The organism is Paenibacillus sp. NPDC056579, from assembly GCF_042793215.1.
Classification (GTDB): domain Bacteria; phylum Bacillota; class Bacilli; order Paenibacillales; family NBRC-103111; genus Paenibacillus_S.
On sequence record NZ_JBHTVD010000002.1, the window covers coordinates 493,517 to 512,315 of the forward strand.

20 protein-coding genes are annotated in these 18,799 nt (G+C 52.4%); 12 read left to right on the plus strand and 8 right to left on the minus strand.

Features of this window, described 5'->3' with window-relative positions; genetic code table 11:
- The first annotated feature begins 70 nt into the window (after positions 1 to 70).
- The 5 genes from ACFQ88_RS09735 to ACFQ88_RS09755 all read left to right on the plus strand — a co-directional run bounded on the left by ACFQ88_RS09735 (position 71) and on the right by ACFQ88_RS09755 (position 8,615).
- On the plus strand, positions 71 to 3,898 hold the full coding sequence (locus ACFQ88_RS09735; RefSeq protein WP_379453966.1) for a response regulator: 3,828 nt from the start codon (positions 71 to 73) through the stop codon (positions 3,896 to 3,898).
- A gap of 73 nt (positions 3,899 to 3,971) precedes the next feature.
- Positions 3,972 to 4,664, plus strand: a complete 693-nt coding sequence (locus ACFQ88_RS09740) for a response regulator transcription factor (RefSeq protein ID WP_379453967.1) — start codon at positions 3,972 to 3,974, stop codon at positions 4,662 to 4,664.
- A gap of 156 nt (positions 4,665 to 4,820) precedes the next feature.
- Positions 4,821 to 5,129 carry a helix-turn-helix transcriptional regulator gene (locus ACFQ88_RS09745; protein WP_239633325.1) on the plus strand — a complete coding sequence of 103 codons (309 nt, stop codon included), beginning with the start codon at positions 4,821 to 4,823 and terminating at the stop codon, positions 5,127 to 5,129.
- Positions 5,130 to 5,167: 38 nt separating this feature from the next.
- Entirely contained in the window at positions 5,168 to 7,462 is a 2,295-nt protein-coding gene (locus ACFQ88_RS09750; protein WP_379453968.1) for a putative bifunctional diguanylate cyclase/phosphodiesterase, read from the plus strand.
- A gap of 364 nt (positions 7,463 to 7,826) precedes the next feature.
- Positions 7,827 to 8,615: a sugar phosphate isomerase/epimerase family protein gene (locus ACFQ88_RS09755; protein ID WP_239633329.1), complete on the plus strand. Its 789-nt coding sequence runs from the start codon at positions 7,827 to 7,829 to the stop codon at positions 8,613 to 8,615.
- A 119-nt stretch (positions 8,616 to 8,734) separates the two neighbouring features.
- Here ACFQ88_RS09755 and ACFQ88_RS09760 read toward each other — a convergent pair whose 3' ends face one another.
- Together ACFQ88_RS09760 and ACFQ88_RS09765 are read right to left on the minus strand one after the other, a co-directional pair.
- Positions 8,735 to 8,929 (minus strand): hypothetical protein, encoded by a 195-nt coding sequence (locus ACFQ88_RS09760; protein ID WP_379453969.1) that lies wholly within the window; start codon positions 8,927 to 8,929, stop codon positions 8,735 to 8,737.
- Between the two features lie 75 nt (positions 8,930 to 9,004).
- Positions 9,005 to 9,142 carry a DUF6254 family protein gene (locus tag ACFQ88_RS09765; RefSeq protein WP_239633334.1) on the minus strand — a complete coding sequence of 46 codons (138 nt, stop codon included), beginning with the start codon at positions 9,140 to 9,142 and terminating at the stop codon, positions 9,005 to 9,007.
- A gap of 183 nt (positions 9,143 to 9,325) precedes the next feature.
- On the opposite strand from ACFQ88_RS09765, the gene ACFQ88_RS09770 reads away from it, so the two are divergent.
- Both ACFQ88_RS09770 and ACFQ88_RS09775 read left to right on the plus strand, forming a co-directional pair.
- The gene (locus ACFQ88_RS09770; RefSeq protein WP_379453970.1) at positions 9,326 to 9,799 is read left to right on the plus strand and encodes a hypothetical protein; all 474 of its coding nucleotides are present in this window, start codon (positions 9,326 to 9,328) and stop codon (positions 9,797 to 9,799) included.
- 1 nt (position 9,800) lies between these two features.
- On the plus strand, positions 9,801 to 10,445 hold the full coding sequence (locus tag ACFQ88_RS09775; protein WP_379453971.1) for a hypothetical protein: 645 nt from the start codon (positions 9,801 to 9,803) through the stop codon (positions 10,443 to 10,445).
- A gap of 15 nt (positions 10,446 to 10,460) precedes the next feature.
- Here ACFQ88_RS09775 and ACFQ88_RS09780 read toward each other — a convergent pair whose 3' ends face one another.
- A complete protein-coding gene (locus ACFQ88_RS09780; protein WP_379453972.1) occupies positions 10,461 to 10,679 on the minus strand; it encodes a hypothetical protein in 219 nt (72 codons plus the stop codon).
- 173 nt (positions 10,680 to 10,852) lie between these two features.
- Between ACFQ88_RS09780 and ACFQ88_RS09785 the strand changes: the two genes are divergently transcribed.
- Positions 10,853 to 11,155 carry a hypothetical protein gene (locus ACFQ88_RS09785; protein ID WP_379453973.1) on the plus strand — a complete coding sequence of 101 codons (303 nt, stop codon included), beginning with the start codon at positions 10,853 to 10,855 and terminating at the stop codon, positions 11,153 to 11,155.
- Positions 11,156 to 11,282: 127 nt separating this feature from the next.
- Here ACFQ88_RS09785 and ACFQ88_RS09790 read toward each other — a convergent pair whose 3' ends face one another.
- Positions 11,283 to 11,909 carry an FMN-dependent NADH-azoreductase gene (locus ACFQ88_RS09790; RefSeq protein WP_239633344.1) on the minus strand — a complete coding sequence of 209 codons (627 nt, stop codon included), beginning with the start codon at positions 11,907 to 11,909 and terminating at the stop codon, positions 11,283 to 11,285.
- Between the two features lie 311 nt (positions 11,910 to 12,220).
- The gene (locus ACFQ88_RS09795; protein ID WP_239633346.1) at positions 12,221 to 12,496 is read right to left on the minus strand and encodes a hypothetical protein; all 276 of its coding nucleotides are present in this window, start codon (positions 12,494 to 12,496) and stop codon (positions 12,221 to 12,223) included.
- 241 nt (positions 12,497 to 12,737) lie between these two features.
- Between ACFQ88_RS09795 and ACFQ88_RS09800 the strand changes: the two genes are divergently transcribed.
- On the plus strand, positions 12,738 to 13,400 hold the full coding sequence (locus ACFQ88_RS09800) for a tetratricopeptide repeat protein (protein WP_239633347.1): 663 nt from the start codon (positions 12,738 to 12,740) through the stop codon (positions 13,398 to 13,400).
- Positions 13,401 to 13,414: 14 nt separating this feature from the next.
- Here ACFQ88_RS09800 and thiO read toward each other — a convergent pair whose 3' ends face one another.
- Together thiO and ACFQ88_RS09810 are read right to left on the minus strand one after the other, a co-directional pair.
- Complete coding sequence (gene thiO / locus ACFQ88_RS09805) at positions 13,415 to 14,533, minus strand: glycine oxidase ThiO (RefSeq protein WP_379453974.1); 1,119 nt, start codon at positions 14,531 to 14,533, stop codon at positions 13,415 to 13,417.
- On the minus strand, positions 14,530 to 15,168 hold the full coding sequence (locus ACFQ88_RS09810; protein ID WP_379453975.1) for a thiamine phosphate synthase: 639 nt from the start codon (positions 15,166 to 15,168) through the stop codon (positions 14,530 to 14,532). Before ACFQ88_RS09810 ends, thiO begins: the two co-directional genes overlap by 4 nt.
- Positions 15,169 to 15,351: 183 nt before the next feature.
- Here ACFQ88_RS09810 and thiD point away from each other — a divergent pair, with 183 nt between their 5' ends.
- The 3 genes from thiD to ACFQ88_RS09825 all read left to right on the plus strand — a co-directional run bounded on the left by thiD (position 15,352) and on the right by ACFQ88_RS09825 (position 17,544).
- A complete protein-coding gene (gene thiD / locus ACFQ88_RS09815) occupies positions 15,352 to 16,185 on the plus strand; it encodes a bifunctional hydroxymethylpyrimidine kinase/phosphomethylpyrimidine kinase (RefSeq protein WP_379453976.1) in 834 nt (277 codons plus the stop codon).
- A 117-nt stretch (positions 16,186 to 16,302) separates the two neighbouring features.
- Positions 16,303 to 16,740: a DUF86 domain-containing protein gene (locus ACFQ88_RS09820; protein ID WP_239633351.1), complete on the plus strand. Its 438-nt coding sequence runs from the start codon at positions 16,303 to 16,305 to the stop codon at positions 16,738 to 16,740.
- Positions 16,741 to 16,911: 171 nt separating this feature from the next.
- Positions 16,912 to 17,544, plus strand: coding sequence for a helix-turn-helix transcriptional regulator (locus ACFQ88_RS09825; protein WP_239633352.1), 633 nt, complete (start codon positions 16,912 to 16,914; stop codon positions 17,542 to 17,544).
- 102 nt (positions 17,545 to 17,646) lie between these two features.
- Here the strand turns inward: ACFQ88_RS09825 and ACFQ88_RS09830 are convergent, their stop codons facing one another.
- On the minus strand, positions 17,647 to 18,576 hold the full coding sequence (locus ACFQ88_RS09830; protein WP_379453977.1) for a hypothetical protein: 930 nt from the start codon (positions 18,574 to 18,576) through the stop codon (positions 17,647 to 17,649).
- Positions 18,577 to 18,799: the final 223 nt, after the last annotated feature.

An 18,799-nucleotide genomic window follows, 5' to 3' on the forward strand; every position in this document is an offset into this window, starting at 1 on the left:
TAATGAAAGCAATGACACAGATAGGATGATCTGATAGATGAACTAAAGCCAAAGATCAGGGGAGGCGCCAATGAAGGCATCGCTGCGCGTTCGAATCAGCGTTTTGTTTCTCCTAATTACGAGTATTTCATTAACTTTAGTTGGAGTGAGCAATTATCGGGCGGCCAAGCAGTCCATTTTGCAGTCGCTCAAGGATAATGCCAGGGCTAAGGTGCAGACGCAGGCGCAAGACCTTTCGACCTGGATTTCGACCCGGCTTGCTGAAGTGAAGGTCATCAGCCACACCGATTTGCTCCGTTTCGGTACGGATACCGACCGGCTGGAATATTTGAAGAGAGAACGGGACCGGTCCGCCGGAAATTTCACCACGTTCGGTATCAGTGATGCCCAGGGCAGCCTGAAGCAGATTGACGGAACGGCCATGCATATTGCGGATGAGGCGGCGTTTATCGACGTGATGAGGGGAAACGATGTGGTTTCCAATCCATTTGTGAACATGCAAACCAAGAAGCTGATCATTACGATGCAAGTGCCGATATACGACAAGGATTATCGAATTAAGGAAGTGCTGAGGGCGGATTTGCTGACCGATAAGGTGTTCGGCGGGTTTTCGGATTTTATGGTCGGCCCTTCCGATCTCACTATTATGTTCGAGCGTGACGGAACGATTATTTATCACCCGGATCATACGAAAATATTGCATTCCAATGTGCTGGATCCGGATTCGGATTTTCAGCCCATAGTTCCCGAGCTGGTCAAGAAACGGTACGGCTTCGTTGAAACGAATGTCGGCGGCTTGCCTCATTTGATTTTTTATTCCGAAATTCCGGGCACGAAATGGTATATGGCCGTCTGCGTGTCGCTGAAATCGTTCGAGAAGCCGCTTCAGTCGCTGTTCTGGAAAACGATGGTTACCGTCGCAATAACGGAAATCGTGCTGGGCATCATTATGTTCTTCATCCTGAACAAAGTCGTCTCGCAGATCAGGCAAATTTTGAACGTGACGGAGAACGTCGCCGGCGGTAACCTGAAGGTCAGTCCCGTCCTGTTCAAATCGCAGGATGAGATCGGCGCGCTTGCCCAATCAGTGAACGGAATGGTTGACCATCTTCGCAATGTATTCGAGCGTCTGAATGCCATTATCAATCAAAATGATTACGCTATTATTGTCATTAACACGGATTGCAAAGTGACGTATTTTAACCGTACGGCGGAAAAAATTTTGGGCTATCAGGCCGAAGACATGATCTATAAGGAAGATATGTTTCTTTGGCATGACGAACAGGAAATTGTCTCACGCTCGGAACGCCTGACCGAGGAGCTGGGCATTTACGTGAAGCCCGACATTTCGGTGTTTTTGACCAAGTCGCTCCGCCATGCTCCAGAGGATTACGAATGGACGTACATCCATAAAGACGGCAACCGGTTTCCGGTCAGCCTTAACGTAAGCCCAATGCGCGATCAGCATGGCTATGTGACCGGATATGTCGCCATCGCCCACGATATCCGGCTGTATAAGCAGACAGAGGAGATGCGCAACCGTCTGTTAAGCATTTTGAAGGCGGCCAAGGATTTGATCGCATCCATCGATTCGAACGGGAACATCTTTTATTTAAACCCGGCGGGGATGGAGCTGATCGGCATTACGCGTCTGGACGCGCATACGAAGCCGGTGAGGCAGTACATAGACGACATCTCGTTCGACTTTTTCATCAAAGGGTTGGATACCGTGCGCGAGAAGGGCTATTGGGAGACGGAATCCATGATTCGGACGACCGCGGGCCAGCATATCCCGATGTCGCTCATTATCGTAACGCATAGGGACAAGATGGGAAAAGTCAGCCATTATTCCGTCGTCGCACGGGACATTTCGGAACAAAAGCGGATTCAGTCGGAGCTGCTCCAGGCCAAGCAGGAGGCGGATGAAGCCAATGACGCCAAAAGCTTGTTTCTGGCCCGGATGAGCCACGAAATCCGCACGCCGCTAAACGGCATTATCGGATTCGCGCAATTAATGCTGAGAACGGAAATGAGCGGCACCCAGAAGGAGTACAGCAACAAAATACTCGCTTCGTCGAACACGCTGCTGCGTATCCTGAACGACATACTGGACTTCTCCAAAATCGAGGCAGGCAAGGTGGAGCTGGAGAAGGTGAGCTTCAATATCGACGAAATCATTCGCAACGTGTCGGATATGATGAGCGTGCTGCTGGGGAAGGAATCCATCGATATCATTATCGATACGCCCGAGGATCTCCCTGATGCCCTGATCGGCGATCCGCTTCGATTGGAGCAGATTCTTCTCAATCTGTGCAGCAATGCGATCAAATTTACCTCGCAAGGGTTCATCATCATACAGCTGACGGTTGTGCACCTCGATAAGAAGGACATCCGGATCGAATTTACCGTCGAGGATTCCGGGGTGGGCATCCATGAGATACACTTGTGCAAGCTGTTCCAGCCGTTTACCCAGGCGGACGGATCGACGAGCAGGAAATACGGGGGGACCGGACTCGGTCTCGTCATTTCCAAAAATCTGATCGAAATGATGGGGGGAACGCTGCTCGTCCGAAGCGAGGAGAGAAAAGGAACGCGATTCTCCTTCACCCTGCCGTTCGAGCTCGCCGTCCATACGACAGGCGCCAAGCTGTCTTTACCGGAGAGCGCCGCCCCGTATCGGATTCTCGTCGTAGAGGATCATAAAGTCATCCGCGCACTGCTCTGCGAGCTGCTCCGTTCCTTCTCGCTGGAGGTTACGGCCGTCGAATCATGGAGCGAAGGCTATGATGAAATGACGAAGGCGCAAGCGGCAAGTCCGTATCATGCCGTCCTGCTCGATATGGAAGCGGAGGATATGTACGGGCATGATACGTGGTTCCAGTTCAAAGATTACGCCGCCTCGGCGGGCGTATTCACCATCGCGATGACGACGGTATACGGCCGGGAGGAAATTGTCGGCATGCAGGCTGACGAACGGCCGGATACGATCATTGTCAAGCCAGTTAACCGGCTGGGGCTGTTCCAGACGATTCGATCGGTTTTGGAACGGGTAAGCCCGGAGGGGGACAAGCCTTCTTCCTCTTCCGCTGCTGCCCCGCCGGTGGAGCAAGCCAGTGCGCTGCGCAAGGGCCGGATTTTGCTCGCGGAGGATAATGAAATCAATCAGCAGGTCGTGGTAGAGCTGCTCCAAGCCGAAGGCTACTCCGTAACGGTTGCCCGCAACGGCAAGGAAGTATTGGAATATGCGAATCTGCTGCATTGGGATCTGGTATTGATGGATATTCAAATGCCGGAAATGGACGGATACGAAGCGACCCGCCGGCTGAGAGCGGACAAACGGCACGATCGGCTGCCGATTGTAGCGTTGACCGCCAATGCGTTGCCGAAGGAGAGAGAGCTATGTTTTTCGCTTGGAATGAATGATATATTGACTAAACCGGTAAATTTCGATGAGATGATCCGGGTGCTGAAGCAATGGGTAGGCAAGCGGGAGCCGTTGCTCTCGGAGCACGACGAGACGATGAGGGGATTTACGCTGCCCGATCTAACCGGCATTCACCTTGAGCGAGTGCTGCAGCGCTTGAACGGGAAGCTTCCGATACTGCTTCATATATTGAATCATTTCGAGCGGGAATACCGCGACTTCACGGGCCGGCTTCAGTCGCAGTTGGCGAGCGGTGATGTGGCGGAAGCCAAACGCGCCGTTCATACATTGAAAGGGGTTGCCGGTAATTTGGCGGCGGACGGATTGTTCGAGGCTGCAGCGGGCATCGAATCGGCGCTTGAAGAAGACGGAGGGCCTGTCGGGCTGCAGGAAGGGCTGCAAGTGCTGGAAGAGGAGCTGTCCTCAATCCTGGCGTCGCTTGATGACTGGAAATGGAATGTCAATAAAATGTAAGAAAAGTTTGAGCAAACCATTTCTTATTTGTTAGATATATTATTATTTATTCCTTGCTTGAAGGTGGTCGCTGATGTACAAAGTATTTATTATTGAGGATGACACCATAATCGGAGATATGCTTTGCATGTACTTGTCTGAGGAAGGCTATGTCGTCAACCGTACGGAGAGCGGGAAAGAAGCCTTGGCCATTCTGGAGGAGTTTGTCCCCGATATCATTCTGCTTGACATTATTCTGCCCGATATTAGCGGTATTCAATTGTGCGGGGAGCTGCGCAAAAAATCGACCGTGCCCATTCTTGTCATCTCCATGAAAACGGAGGTGATGGATCGCGTGAATGCTTTGCATGCCGGAGCGGATGACTACTTGTGCAAGCCGTTCAGCATGCGCGAGCTGTCCGCCAAGGTAGCGGCCATGATCAGGCGGACCTACTACAACCGGCAGATGAGGGTGGAGACGACGGAGGCGGCTTCGCCCAACCGGATTTTTTTAAATTACGAGAAACGGTCTCTCTATGTTAACGGTGCTCAAGTGGAGACGACCTTTTCCGAATTTGAAATTATGAAGCTGTTTATCGGCAATCCTGGCAAAGTATACAGCCGGGAAGAGCTGATTAATGCGGTTCGCGGGTTCGATTCGTTCGTGAACGACCGGGCCATCGATGTGCATATAGGCAACCTGCGCAAAAAGATCGAGGAAGACTCCAAGCAACCTAAATACATTAAAACGGTATGGGGAGTCGGATATAAATTTATGAATATGTAAACGGCCGTGAGCTAACATTCATCCATAAACTTTTTTGACAATTTTCTCGCATAATAGGATGAGTTGTGGATGATATTGCCATAAAATGTGACTCTTTGTCATTTGTCGAGTACAGCCAGAACGAGTCATTATATAAGTGGAGGTATTAGCGGAGCCATGCTAGAAGTAGTATCACAAGAGAATGAGACGATATATGCTGAGTATGTGAGAAATTCCATCTGCTCTTTTGCCGAGCAGAACCAACTGACTCGCCGCGAGAGCGAAATCGCTATTTTGTTAATGCTGTACGGGTATTCGAATCAGGAATTGGCCGATCATTGCACCATCTCGGTCAAAACGGTCAAAAATCACTTGGATAATATTATGAAGAAGCTTGGTATCCATTCAACAAGAAAGCTGTATTCCATGCTATTGCAAACGTTTTGCCAGGAATGCAGCCTGCCTCTTACGGATGTCAAAAAGTAAGATGAGCGGTGCCTAGACGATATTCGGGAGGGGATGCCATGATCCAAATCGGGCTCAGCACAATAAGGGATGTATCGATTAACGCATCCGTGCTATTGTCATTCATCTTTTTGTTTCATTGGTTGTATCCCTTCATTTCCAACCTTCCTGCACTGCGGGCCCGATGTATTTGGGGCGGGTTGTTTGGAATCACGGGGTTAACCGTCATGATCATTCCCATCTATGTGACGGACGGGATCTTTATCGATTTCCGCACACTGCTTGTAGCTTTTGCCGGCGCATTCGGGGGAGCCGTTTCCGGAATTATCGCTGCGCTGATTGTCGGAATCTACAGGATCTATGTGGGCGGTGTCGGAGCCTTCAGCGCTTTGGCGGCAATCGGCACGGCGATGCTGCTTGGCATGATGATGAGCCGATACGACCGGAAATTTCACAAGCCCGCAATAGCCTATGCAGGACTGGGTCTGCTCGTGGCGATCGGGAACATCTTGTGGCTTTTTGTTTTGCCTGCAGATACGGCATGGCTTTTGATCCGAGAATATGCGGTGCCGGTCTTGGTTGCTTTTCCGGTGGCCGCGGTCCTTATCCGATATTTTATCGTGAACGAGATACGCAAGCGGGAAACGGAGGACAAGCTGCTGGAGAGCGAGGAGAAATACCGCACGCTGGCAGAGCATTCCAATGATCTGATCTTTAGCTGTAATGAAAAAGGGATCGTATTGTCGTCCAATAAGAAGTTTCAGCAAGATTTGGGCGTTTTGCCGGAGGAGCTTGGCAAGAAGTCCATTGTGGACCTGTTCGGATTTCATGAGGAGCTTTCCTGGTGGAACGGGATGCTGGAAACGGTAAAAAGCGGGCAGCCGGTGACGTTCGAAAAGGATCTCGAGCACACGGACGGCAGCGTTAGAATCTATGTCACTACGTTATCCCCGGTAGCCGGAGCCGACGGTCAAGTGAAGTCCATTACCGGAACCTGCTACGATATTACGAAAATCCGTAATACGGAGCGGCATATTATGCAGCTGTCCTTATACGATGATTTGACCGAGCTTCCTAACCGCAAGCTGTTCATGGAGAAGCTGAACCAGGCGATCGGAACTGCCAGGGAGCAGGACAGCATGGTAGCTGTAGTTGTAGTCGATCTGGACAACTTCAAGCTGATCAACGATACGAGGGGCTATGTGTTCGGAGATGAGCTGCTGAACCGGGTAGGACTCAAGCTGCAGCGTTTTCTTACGCCCAAGGATACGCTGGCCCGGATAGGAGAGGACGAATTCGTCTTTCTGTTCGAAGGGATCGATCAGCTGCAGCCTCTGCAGATGCGCATTCAGTCGATGTATGACGGGTTTCAATACCCGCAATTGATTCATAATGAGCAGATCCATACGAAGATCAGCATGGGTGTCGCCCTGTATCCGAGCGACGGAGAAACGGCGGAGGAGCTGGTCAAGAACGCCGACACCGCCATGTACAAGGTGAAGGAGCAAGGAAAAAACCATTACCGCTTCTATAACAACGGCATGCGGGAAGCGTTAATCAGAAAAAGCAAGCTCGAAGAGGCGCTTCGCAAAGCGCTCATCCATAATGAGCTGATCCTGCAATATCAGCCTCAGGTGGACGTCCGGACGGAGCAAATTCGCGGGTTCGAAAGCTTGATTCGCTGGGTCCATCCCGAGATGGGCACGATATCGCCCATGGAATTTATTCCGGTAGCGGAGCAGAGCGGCGCTATCATCCCGATAGGCGAATGGGTTATACGGACCGCATGCGAGCGCAATAAGGCGATTCAAAACTACGGCTTTCCCGAATCCGTCATTTCCGTCAACATTTCTACGATCCAGCTGCAGCGGGCGGATTTCGCCCGGATGGTTATCGGCATTTTGCTCGAAACGCAGATGGCTCCCGAATACCTGGAGCTGGAAATTACCGAGAGCGTCATGATGGAGTCGTTCCAGACGGCGATCAGCAATTTGGAGACGCTCCGCGATTACGGAGTGAAGATCGCTTTGGACGATTTCGGTACGGGCTATTCGTCATTGAACTATTTAAGCCGACTGCCGATAGGAACTTTGAAGATCGATAAATCTTTCGTACAGGATATCACCAATGAGTCCGTAGGAGAGTCTCTGGTAGAATCGATTATTGAGCTTGTACATAGAATGGGCATCAAGGTTGTGGCCGAAGGGGTAGAAACCGAGGAGCAGTACGAATGCCTGCGGTCCTGGGGCTGCGAATACATACAAGGCTATTACATATCCAAGCCTCTGTTCGAGCTGGAGATCCGGCAGCTAGGGGCTAAAGCGGGCGCAGTGCATAGCCACAGCGCCGTATAGGTTCGGTGGAAATTCGTTCACGGCACAATTCGGGAGCGGGTATCCACCGAACTTTTTTCACCACATAGGAAAGTTTAAGTTCGGTAAAGCGAAAAAGCGTATCGAAGATCTTTCCTATTGGCGATAAAACCCTACCATTGAACGCGGTCGCTCATCTTTGAAGGGCCTCGATAGAGGTTTTCTCACCGGCTGACAGGGCGCTTCGGCTCCATCCATTGATTTTATAGCAAGAAAGGTTGAAAACATGAGGCATTAAGCAAGAAACGTCCGGAAGCCTGGGGAGGATTCCAGTACAATGAGAAGAGAGACAGACCCGCTTCGAAAGCACATCAATCATGACGAAACCGCTTAGGAGGTATGAAGGATGACAGCATTCGGCTGGTGTATGGGAATTGAACAGGCGAGCGAAATCAAGGAGCACGGATTCGACTATATAGAATGTCCGCTCGCTCCGCTCCTGCAGCTGGAACCGGACGCGTTCAAGAAAGCGTTGCCATTGTATTGGAATAGCCCAATTCCGGTAAGAGCATGGAATATATTGTTTCCGGGAGGTCTTCCGCTGGTAGGGCCTGCTGCAGATGAGCAAAGAATCCGCGATTATTTGGCAAGAGCAGTCGATACGATGGCAAGCGTCGGATCTACTATCGTCGTGTTCGGCAGCGGGAAGGCTCGTACGGTACCGGAAGGATGGGAGAAGAGCCGTGCCGAGGAGCAGCTGCTGAACCTGCTAGGATGGGCCGCAGACGAGTGCAAGGGAACTGGATTGACATTGGTGATTGAGCCGCTGAACCGCAAGGAATCGAATATCATTAACAGCGTCGCCGAAGGCGTTGCGCTTGCACGCTTGGTCAATCGGGACCCGATAAGGGTACTGGCCGACTTTTATCATATGGATGAGGAGCAGGAGCCGTTGGACACGATTGGAGAGCATAAGGATTGGCTCGCTCATATCCACGTGGCTGATACGGGCAGACGGTCTCCCGGAACGGGAAGCTATCCTTATGAAGCTTTCGTTAAGCAGTTGAAGCAGGCCGGGTATTCGGGAGGCGTTTCCGTCGAATGCTCTGTGGCGGAACGAACGCTGGAGCTTCCCGCGTCACTTAGCTTTTTGAGACGGCAGTGGGGTCTCGAGAAAGAGGCAGAGGCAGGGTAAAAAAGAAACCGCACTTGCCCGGATGGCGTGGAACCATTCCGGCAAGGAGCGGTTTCTTTGCAGTTCCGCGAAGATTAAATAAGGCCGTAAAGCTTGAGAAACAAGGACGATGCAGGGGATCATGATTTGCGGTCTTTAGGATCAAGCTCCAGATCTTTCAAGCGGAAGCGGTTGTCCCAAAGAAATTCCATGTCGTACTCGGTTGAGTCTTTGCTGACAAACCGGTACAAACAGGCACAGAAGCTTCCGACGATACCGGCCAACACGACGGTCCAAAGAAAAAGCTCAGCCCAGATAGCAGATGCAGATGCCATCTTCTCATCCCCTCCTCCTCGTTCTTGCTTCATTTTATGAGAGAGGGGAAAGGAAGATGCTTGCTCTAAGACGAGCTATTGCTTCTTGTTGGCGGATTGTCCGCTTTCGTATTCTTCCGCATATTCTTCCAGCGATTTCACATAACCGTGCGGACGATGGGTTTGCTTGCGGATTTTGTCCGCATTCTCGCGGCGGTTTTTCTGTTTCGACATGAGCGGCGCCTCCTTTCCGGTCCATTGAGCGAGCGGCGATTGCCGCTTAGGGAGTGACTGCGGTACTCCCCGAGAGGATGCTCCATTCCTATAGTGGCAACCGCGAAGCATTATTATGCTGCAACCTTTTGCCTGTTAACGGCGTCTGGATGAGAAAACAGTACCACGTAAAGGATGAGGACTATGAGGAAAGCATGGGTTGCCGCAGAATGGCTGCTGCTTATATTTGTCCTGGGCGGCTTACTGCTTGCCATACTGCCTTTCTCCGATATGTTTCATTTTGGCCGCGACATGAAAGACGCACGAAATCAGGGCATCTATTATCCGGGTCCGGGAAGCGCAGAACGGCAAGCCTATTACAGGTCGTCTTTGCAGGTGGACGGCGTTGTTTATGATGGCGGAGAGCTGAGGCTATATATGACAGCGACGCGCCTCGGACCGTCCAACCGCTTGCCTCTTCAGGTAAAGCTGCGAACCGACGGCGGTGCCCTGCTGGAGTCTAGCGGTTCGGGAAGCACCAATACCGCGATACGGTCCCAAGGGTATTATGCATTTAAGGACGTGCCGGAGGGGATTCGTTCGGCAACATTTTTTTATGATTCTTTCGGCGAGAGCTTCCGCTTCGATATTCCGCTGCAGTCGGGAGGGAAGCCTTGAGATGAGAAGGAACAGGCTGAAAAAGAGACCGGCAGTCCGCGGACACTTGATCCGCTGGCTGATAATTGTGCTTGGTCTAGTGCTGTGGGTTCGAATCTATTACCCCGCCAATCCGTGGAGTGCGGAAGGGGCAGCGGAAGAAGCGCTGAGGGGCATCCAGCTGCCGCCCGCTCAAATTGTGGAGACGGTGGATAGCGGAAACGGAAGCTACCTGCTGCTGCTGTTTGACGAGGATAACCGGATGTTCCATCAAATGTATGCTTCACGCGATTTCGGGCTGCTGTGGAGAAACAGGGGCGGGGGCTTCGGAAGTGAGCTCAAGCCTGACGTGCTGCTAAGCTTTAAGTCCGGGATGACGACACTGGATAACCGGCGGCATTATTATTTTGTAGGGCAGCTTCACGATCCCGATGTGTTGGAGCTGAAGATCGTTTGGCATGACGGACTCGAGCAGACCGTTAAGCCTTCAGGGGAGCTGTATGCTGCCTCCCGCTCGTTCCCGGCAAAAGAAGCTAACGGGGACAAAGCTTGGGATAGCAAGCTGTTCGCCTACGACCGTAACGGGAACTTGAAATATGAGCTGAATGCCGAACGGACCGAAATCATTGCGAGTCAGGGTCAGGACTCTGTCGGCGCTGTCCGATAACGGAATCCAAACGGATTATAGGGCAAAAAATAAAATGGAACCGTCACTGCCACCCGGCATGCGGTTCCATTTGTGCTTATGTTTTTGTTGAAGTCTTTCTTTCTTCTCCTTCAAGGTCGGTGTGGTTCGCTCTACGGGAACGACACCATTCCAGTTCAGCCGGTTCATCTCGGGGTTAAGCAATCCTTCGCGGATGCGCCGTTCCCGTTCCTTCTTTGCTTTGCTTCGTGCCATATCAGGCACCTCCTTATTCTAGTGGTCAGCCTTTTCATATTATACTGCAAAACGGCCAGCCGCGATACTATGACAGTTTTGAAACAAAATGCAGAACCGGTTGTTTTCGACTCTTCGTTTTGTTAACCTAAGTAGAGAAAATCGATGATTATCGTGTCCGGGAGTGAACGAGTTTGTCTTACGATACGTATTACTGGTTAATTATGAGCATCGCGTTTATTCTAACCCATGTCGTGGGCGTTCTGCTCATGCTAAAAACCCAGAAGCTGCTGCTGTCCTTTCTCGCTTCGCTTGCGGCCAATTTGGCCGTTTTGATCCCCGCCTCCCTGTGGTGGGCCTCTATGTTCGAAGGCTTCGCGCTCGTGTTCGGGCTGTCCGGATACGGCATCGCTTTTGTCAATACGGAGGTTCTGGTGTTTTTTGCGATATTTATTATGAAAAAGAAAAAGCAGATGAGTACGGAACAATCCAGTTAACATCTAGTTGTGGACAAGGAGCCTCAATCCTCGCGATTGCGGGCTTCTTTTCGTTTGATTAGAGGAATAAGGAGAAAGACCCCGCTCCCGGTTCGGGAATGAGGCCTTTCGTATACAAGAACTGCTATTAGAATGCAGCAGCTGCGTTAGCTGCGTTTTTCACGCCTTCGCTCACGATGGCTTCCGCTTTGTCTGGGAATTGGTTGTGGCCTTCTACTACAACGGTAGTAACGTCTTGAATGCCCATGAAGCCCATGATTGTTTTCACGTAGTTCAAGGACATTTCAAGGCCAGCCATAGGACCTTCGGAATAAACGCCGCCGCGTGCGTTCAGCAATGCGACTTTCTTGTTAGGCTGCAAGCCTTGAGGACCGTTGGCCGTATATGTGAACGTTTTGCCTGCTTGAACGACGTAGAACAAGTAAGTCAGCAATTGAGCAGGAATGGTGAAGTTCCACAGCGGGAAAGCAAATACTACTTTATCGGCTGCCAAGAATTGATCCAAATATTTATTAACGTTAGCCGCTTTTTGCTCCTCGACGGAAGTCAGCTCGAAGCCTTTGCCTTGCTTGAACAAGCCTGTCAGCGTGTCGACATCATAGTAAGGAAGCTCTTCAGCGAACAAATCCAGCTCAACTACGGAGTCTTGCGGATGGTTTTCCTTGTAAGAAGCCAGGAATGCATCATACAGTTTAACCGTAGCGGATTGATCGGCTGGACGGCCATTTGCTTTGACGAACAGAACAGTAGACATTAAATAATTCCTCCTCATAATTAACAGATCCATAATGTAAGTAAGTCAGTCGTTACAGAAAAAGAAATGAACTTACTTTATGTAAGTATATTAATAAACTTACTTACTTTTGTCAAGCGACTATGCAAAGAAAATGAAGTAAACATTTTATGAATATTTTTATAATGAGGAGCAATGCTAGCAAGGAACGATGTAAGCCACAAGGGAGCAGATCGTCCGTAAGCATACGGAATCCGGGAAATTGAAGACAAAAAAAGAGCAAGAACGGTTCGTCCTGCTCTTTGATCCTTATTGCAAAACGCGGTTCCTGCCTAGTGCTTAGACTGTTTTTTGGGCGGAGGCGACGCAAGATACAGCTTCTCACGGGCTTCCCAGCGGAAATTGGCGATGAAAAAGCCGACAATGCTGAAAACAACCAGCCGTATATATACCCAAGACGTTGTCACGGTCTGCTGCGAAAACCATTCCGTCGCCGTAAATAAAGCGGTAAGCGACAGTCCCCATGCAACGACGCCAAAATACATAACATATTTGCCTTTTCCCATGCCCCTTGTCTTGCGCCACTTGTTGGCCTGCAATTCGTTCATTAGGTGAATCCCCCCGGATCTTTAACTCGGAACAAGTCCAGGCCGGCGGCGGCCGGTCCTATCCTTCAACCTCAACGCATTCGATACGCCTAGCGCAAATTCCTTCCCGTACGCAAAATGTTCACATTTTATAGATTGCACATTCTAATGCGCTTTCATTCCTTTTCCGGCTTGTCTGAACCTGCTCCCGTCAATTATGATACAATAGTGGAAAAAACAGACAACAAAGGGGTGCATAGAGATGAGCAAAATATTGCTATTTTTTGTATTAACCATGCTCACGGGAAGCCCGATTATCGCCATTATTATTTTATTGATTGTATTTTACGCATTGGAGCGCCGCTTTATCGGCTTAACTCCCAGCTTGTTCAAGCCGTTTCAACGGGCACGAAGATTATCGAAGCTAAGGCAGGAGCTTAGGCTGAATCCCCATCTTACGACAGCGAAGCTGGATACGGCCCGGATCTTGATTGAACGCAAGCAGTTCCGGGAGGCGGCCGGGTTATTGACGGAGATCATGGCGGTCATGGAGGATTCCGCGGAAGTGAGGGCGGAGCTCGGTATATGCAAGCTGAAGCTTGGGGAGGTTCAGGAGGGCGAGCGTCTTCTGCTGGAAGCGCTGGAGATGAATCCGCGAATCAAATACGGCGAGCCGTATTTGCGGCTGGCTGAGGCGTGGGCGGATACGGAGCCGGATAAGGCGATCCGCTACCTGGAAACGTTCGGCACGGTCAATTCTTCGTCGTGCGAAGCGTATTACCGCCTCGGGGAGCTGTACAACCGCTTGGGCAAAAAAGAAGAAGCCCGCAGAGCGTACCGTGAAACGGTCGAGCTGTATCGCGGGCTTCCGAAATATAGGCGGCGGTTCGAACGCCGCTGGGCGCTGCTGGCCAGGCTGAAATAATCAGCCTGACCCGGTTATCCGGCATCGACGCCGGCTAAGACGCGGTCCGGTGCGAATGGTGCCAAATCGCGGTCGGGCGATTGGCCCAGCACCAGCTGCGTCATGAGTTTGCCGGTGCCCGGTGCGAGCAAAATGCCGTTGCGATAGTGGCCTGTGGCGAATAAGAGGCCCGGAGCCTTAGAGGAGTTGCCGATGAACGGCAGCTCGTCCCGCGTCCCAGGTCGGAGTCCCGCCCAGGTGCTCACGAGCTCCGCTTGCTCCAATGCCGGCAGCAGTGCTGCAGCTTTGGCGTGCAGAGCGCCGACGGCTGAGACGAGGCAGCGCTTGTCGAAGCCGGCTTCTTCCTGCGTTGCGCCGACGATCATTGTGCCGTCTTTCTTCGGTACGATGTAGCAGCCTTTCGTAAAGACGGTTTTACGAATAAGAGGGGCTGGCGGGCGGATGGAGATGCATTGTCCTTTTACCGGGAACATGGGCAGCTTCAGCCCCAAAGGCTCGGTAAGTGCGCTGCTCCATGCTCCCGCGCACAGGATCACGTGGTCGGCGTACAGATCGCCTTCGGACGTACGGATCCCGACGACGCGCCCTCCGCGCTCGATCAGGCTGAACACCGGCGTCCACTCGCGAATGTCGCAGCCCAGCTTCCGAAGCGCAGCCTGCAGTGTATGCGCGAGCTGGACCGGTTGGACCTGATGGTCCATCGGAAAATGAAGCCCGCCGCGAATGTGCGACGACAAAGCGGGCTCCAGCTCCCGGAATTCGTTCGCTTCGAGCCATTGCGCATCCTGAATCCACGGCAGCCGGCTGCGCAGCTCGTTCTCGTCCTCCTCGTTCCATGCTATCCGAACGATCCCTTGATCGATATATTGCGGTGATACGCCGCTCAGCTCTTCCAGCTCTTCGGTCCATTTCCGGTACAGCTGCTGGCTGTACCGGCACAGCTCGTAAAAGGCGCCGGGGCGGTGGATTTCCACTTGCGCTCCGAGCATGCCCGCTGCGGCTGCAGACGCTTCCTGCAGGAGAGCGCCTTTCTCCACCAGCGTACACCGGATGCCCGCACGAATGAGATCGGCTGCGATCGCGCTGCCAATAATGCCTCCCCCGACAATAATAGCTGAGGTCTTGCTGTTCATTGCCAACCACTCCTAGGAATATGATGGGAACGATCCAACGCTTGACGAAAGCGGCGGATTTGGGCTGCCGGCTCCGAATGAAGCAGAACCGTTGATAGCACGGCAATGCCCGCGCACCCTGAGGATAAAACGTCTTCCACGTTATCCGGCTCGATGCCTCCAATGGCGATTACCGGTACGGGACTGGCTGCGACCACGTCGGCCAGCGCCTGAACGCCTCGCGGCGCCAAGCCGGGCTTCGACCGGGTCTCGAAAATATGCCCGTACAGAACGTAATCGGCTCCATCGTCCGCAGCCTGCACGGCCTCCTCGACCGAGTGTACCGAGCAGCCGATTCGGGTGCCGGCAGGCAGGATAAGACGGCTCTGCTGCACGCTCAGGCTGTTGTAGGCGAGCTGCACTCCGGGAGCCTGTACGGCCAATGCCGTATCCAGCCGGTCGTTGATATAAATGCCGCTCAATGAAAACAGCGGTTGAAGAGCCGCGTACCATTGTGCGATTTCTCTTGCGCCGCGCGATTTCTCGCGAATATGCAGCACGTCGATGAGCTCGGTTGGGCATAGCCCGGCGATATCGGCAACCTGCCGCAGCTCCTGCCGCCCGGTCGTCATGACATGCAGTGCGTGCTTTCTCATAGCAGCGCTCCCTCGACGGTTATTTCTCCCATCATAACGCAGCCCTCCCATACCGTCAAAGCGTTTTGGCAAGTTGTCAAAAAAATATCAATAACACGCCGGCCCCCGCGGCTTGACGCTGGGAAAGCGGATAGATACACTTATTGAAGAAAGTCAGGTTTCGGTTCAAAGGGAGGTTTCAACATGAATAGAGTGTACAAGGCGCTGACGATTGCGGGCTCGGACAGCGGCGGCGGAGCGGGAATCCAGGCGGATTTGAAAACGTTCCAAATGCTTGAGGTATACGGTATATCCGCGATTACGGCGGTGACCGCGCAAAATACGCTGGGCGTGCACGGCATATACGACATCCCGCTTGCGGGGATTGAGCAGCAGCTGGAGGCGGTCATCGGCGATATCGGCGTCGACGCCGCCAAGACGGGCATGCTGTCGCAGCCGGAGGTGATCGAGCTGGTCGCGCATCAGGCGGTCAAGCACGGGCTTCGGCAGCTCGTGGTCGATCCGGTCATGATCGCCAAAGGCGGGGCAAGCCTGCTCGCCCAGAGCGCGCAGGAAGCGCTGCGCACGCGTCTGCTGCCGCTAGCGGCCGTCGTGACGCCGAACATTCCCGAGGCGGAGGTCATTACGGGAATGAGCATCTCGACGCTTGGCGAGATGAAAGAAGCCGCTGTCCGGATTGTCGAGCAATTCGGAGCGGGAGCGGCTGTCGTCAAAGGCGGCCACAGCAGCGGGGAGCCGACGGATGTGCTGTACGACGGCAAGGAGTTCCATCTGCTTACGGCGGAGCGTTACGAAACCCGCCATACGCATGGAACCGGCTGCACGTTCTCGGCCGTTATTACGGCGGAGCTGGCGAAAGGCCGCACCCTGCTGGATGCGGTCCATACGGCCAAGCAGTTTATTACGCTCGCGATCCGTCACGAGCTCGGCATCGGCGCTGGCCACGGTCCGACCAATCATTGGGCTTACTGGCGGGAGCAGCAATCGAGCCCGGACAAGCTAAAGGAGCAACGTTAACCTATGAGCTACGAATATTTAATGCAGGCAGTCCTGCTCATTATTCTAATTATCTTTTCCGTACCGGCGATCAGTCTGTGGTCGAAGTGGAGAAGAAAGAAACGGAGATAACCGACGATGTATTATGTCAACCACGAACAAATCGATCTTCGCCTTCGCTTTTTGCCTACACTCTCGGAGGCATGCGGCAAGCTGTCCTCTGGATGGGAGCAGGCGGGTGACGCGGAGCGTCTACTGCTTCATCTAGCCCAGGAGCGGACGCTGCACCTTGCCATCGAAACGGTGACCGACGTCGGCAGCCTGCTAATCGACGCCTTTATGATGCGCGACGCCAGCAGCTACGAGGATATTATCGATATCCTCGCCGGAGAGCGGGTATTCGATGAGCAAGTGGCCTCGGTGCTGCGGCAGCTTGTCGTGCTGCGCAAGCCGCTGGTGCAGGATTTCGCCGCTTATCCTAGAGAAGGATTGCATCCTTTAATAACAATGTTGCCGGGAACCTTACAGGCGTTTGCCGAAGCCGTACCTGCTTTTATCAGCCGGGAAATGGTGTAGGGCGAATCCCTGAAATTGGCTTTGCTAGGCTTTTTGATACATTTTAGTATACTAATTTACTTATTATCGAATTTCGTATACAATGGCAATATCGGAAAGCTTTATCACTCGTGCAAACGGAGCCGCTTTCGATGCTTAAACTCATACTTTCAGGAAGGGCGGTGAGACCGGATGAACCAGGAACAGGATGTATCGACGCGCAAAGTCATACTGACGATGCTGAAGACGAACGGTGCTTTAACCGTGAGTGAAATGGCTAAACAGCTGGGCATTACCGAGATGGCGGTGCGGAGACATTTGAACACGATGGAGCGGGACGGTCTGATCGAGGCGAAGCTGGTGCGTCAGGCTATGGGCCGGCCGACCAATCTTTATTCTCTGACAGAGAATGCCGACGACCTTTTTCCGAAGAAGTATCATCATTTAACGCTGGATTTATTAAGCGAGCTGGTGGCCGATGCAGGAGCGGAGAAAGTGGATTTGCTGTTCGAGAAACGCAAGGAGCGGCTGATCAGCCGTTACGAGGATCAGATTACGGGCAAACCGCTTCCGGAGCGCGTCAAGACGCTCGCCGAAATCCAAAACTCCAACGGCTATATGGTGGATTGGAACTCGACGGAAGACGGCCAATATGTCATTAATGAGCATAATTGCCCCATTTCCCAGGTGGCGAATCAATATAACCATGCTTGCCAGTGCGAGCTGATGATGTTCGAAACCTTGCTTGGCGCCGACGTGAAGCGCGTGGAGTGCCTCGTTAAGGGCGGCAACAAGTGCTCGTATGTGATACAGGAAAAAAAATAACCCGTCTTGGCGCCGGCTTTTCGGCGTTGAGACGGTTTTTTTGTATTTATAGAATTTACGTATTTTGTGCCTTTGCTGCCGTGTCGTTACACTGTTACATTGTCACATTGCGTCCGAAGAGGAGGTCGAGGGCGACGTGCAGCGGACTCGAGCCGATTCCCTAATCAGGTGTGGCATGCGAGCTCCCGCACTTGCACTGCTCTGCCGCGTCTCGTTGCTGCTGAAAGCGATGCAGAAGGTGACGGCACCGAGGACGAACAGAACGAAGGCTTGGAATGGCCATTGCTGGAACGGCCACTCGCAGACCAAGGTCTGTATCGCAGCGCATAAGAGCATGAGCGAGCCCAGCACGCGGAATATCGATTGTTTGCTGTAAGCCGCCCATTCGAACAGCTCCCAGGCGTAGAGACCCCCTGCAAGAAGCAGGACAAGACGCCCGCTGGCGAAAGGCTCCAGTCCGGCCGCCTGGATGAGCCGCTTCATTTCCTCTGCCAGCAATACACCTGCCAGCAAGTGACTTACAGCGGCATACAGGATGGCTAACAGACGGTTGTCTTCCGGACGCAGAGAGGCGCAGGAGAACCGGAGGGACAGGGTAAAGCCCGCTGCCGCGAGCAGCGCTTGAGTGACGGCCCCAGGATGGAGAAAGGGAAGGTAGTTACTGCCCGTTTCATACGCTATAGCGTAGGCAGTGGCGGCGGAAGGGTCCGCCAGGAATCTGTAGATAATAAGGATGAACCATATGGCAACGGCCGCTGTCTTGATGGAATCACGGGAGAATTGAATACCGTAACGAATAAGCGCCAGTGCGATCAGACAACATGTGATCACGTACCATGCGGATTCCGTGGGCATCATAGCTTGAGAAACAGCGGATGCGGAATCCAGGTGCCATCCCGCCCACTTGAATTCATAAAGATTGGATAAGTCGTGCATATGCTTCTCGTATTTATACATCGTGAGAATGGAGCCTATAACAAGGAATGCTCCCAGCAGCTGAAGCCACGCTTTTCTCAACAACCTATCGATCATTACGTCATCTCACCTCCGTGAACGAACAGAAGAAGGGTTGAGATGATTGTAAGCGGTTGTCACGGTATCCGGTAAGTACTATCTTTTTCTAGTACCTTTGCAGCCGGCTCCCATCCGCGCTCGTTTCTTTTAGCGTTCTCCTTATGGATATCTGAAGGATTAGGCATCTTGCGGCTTGAACACAAATACATTGTAAGTATAAACCTTGAGCGAAAAGAGGTGA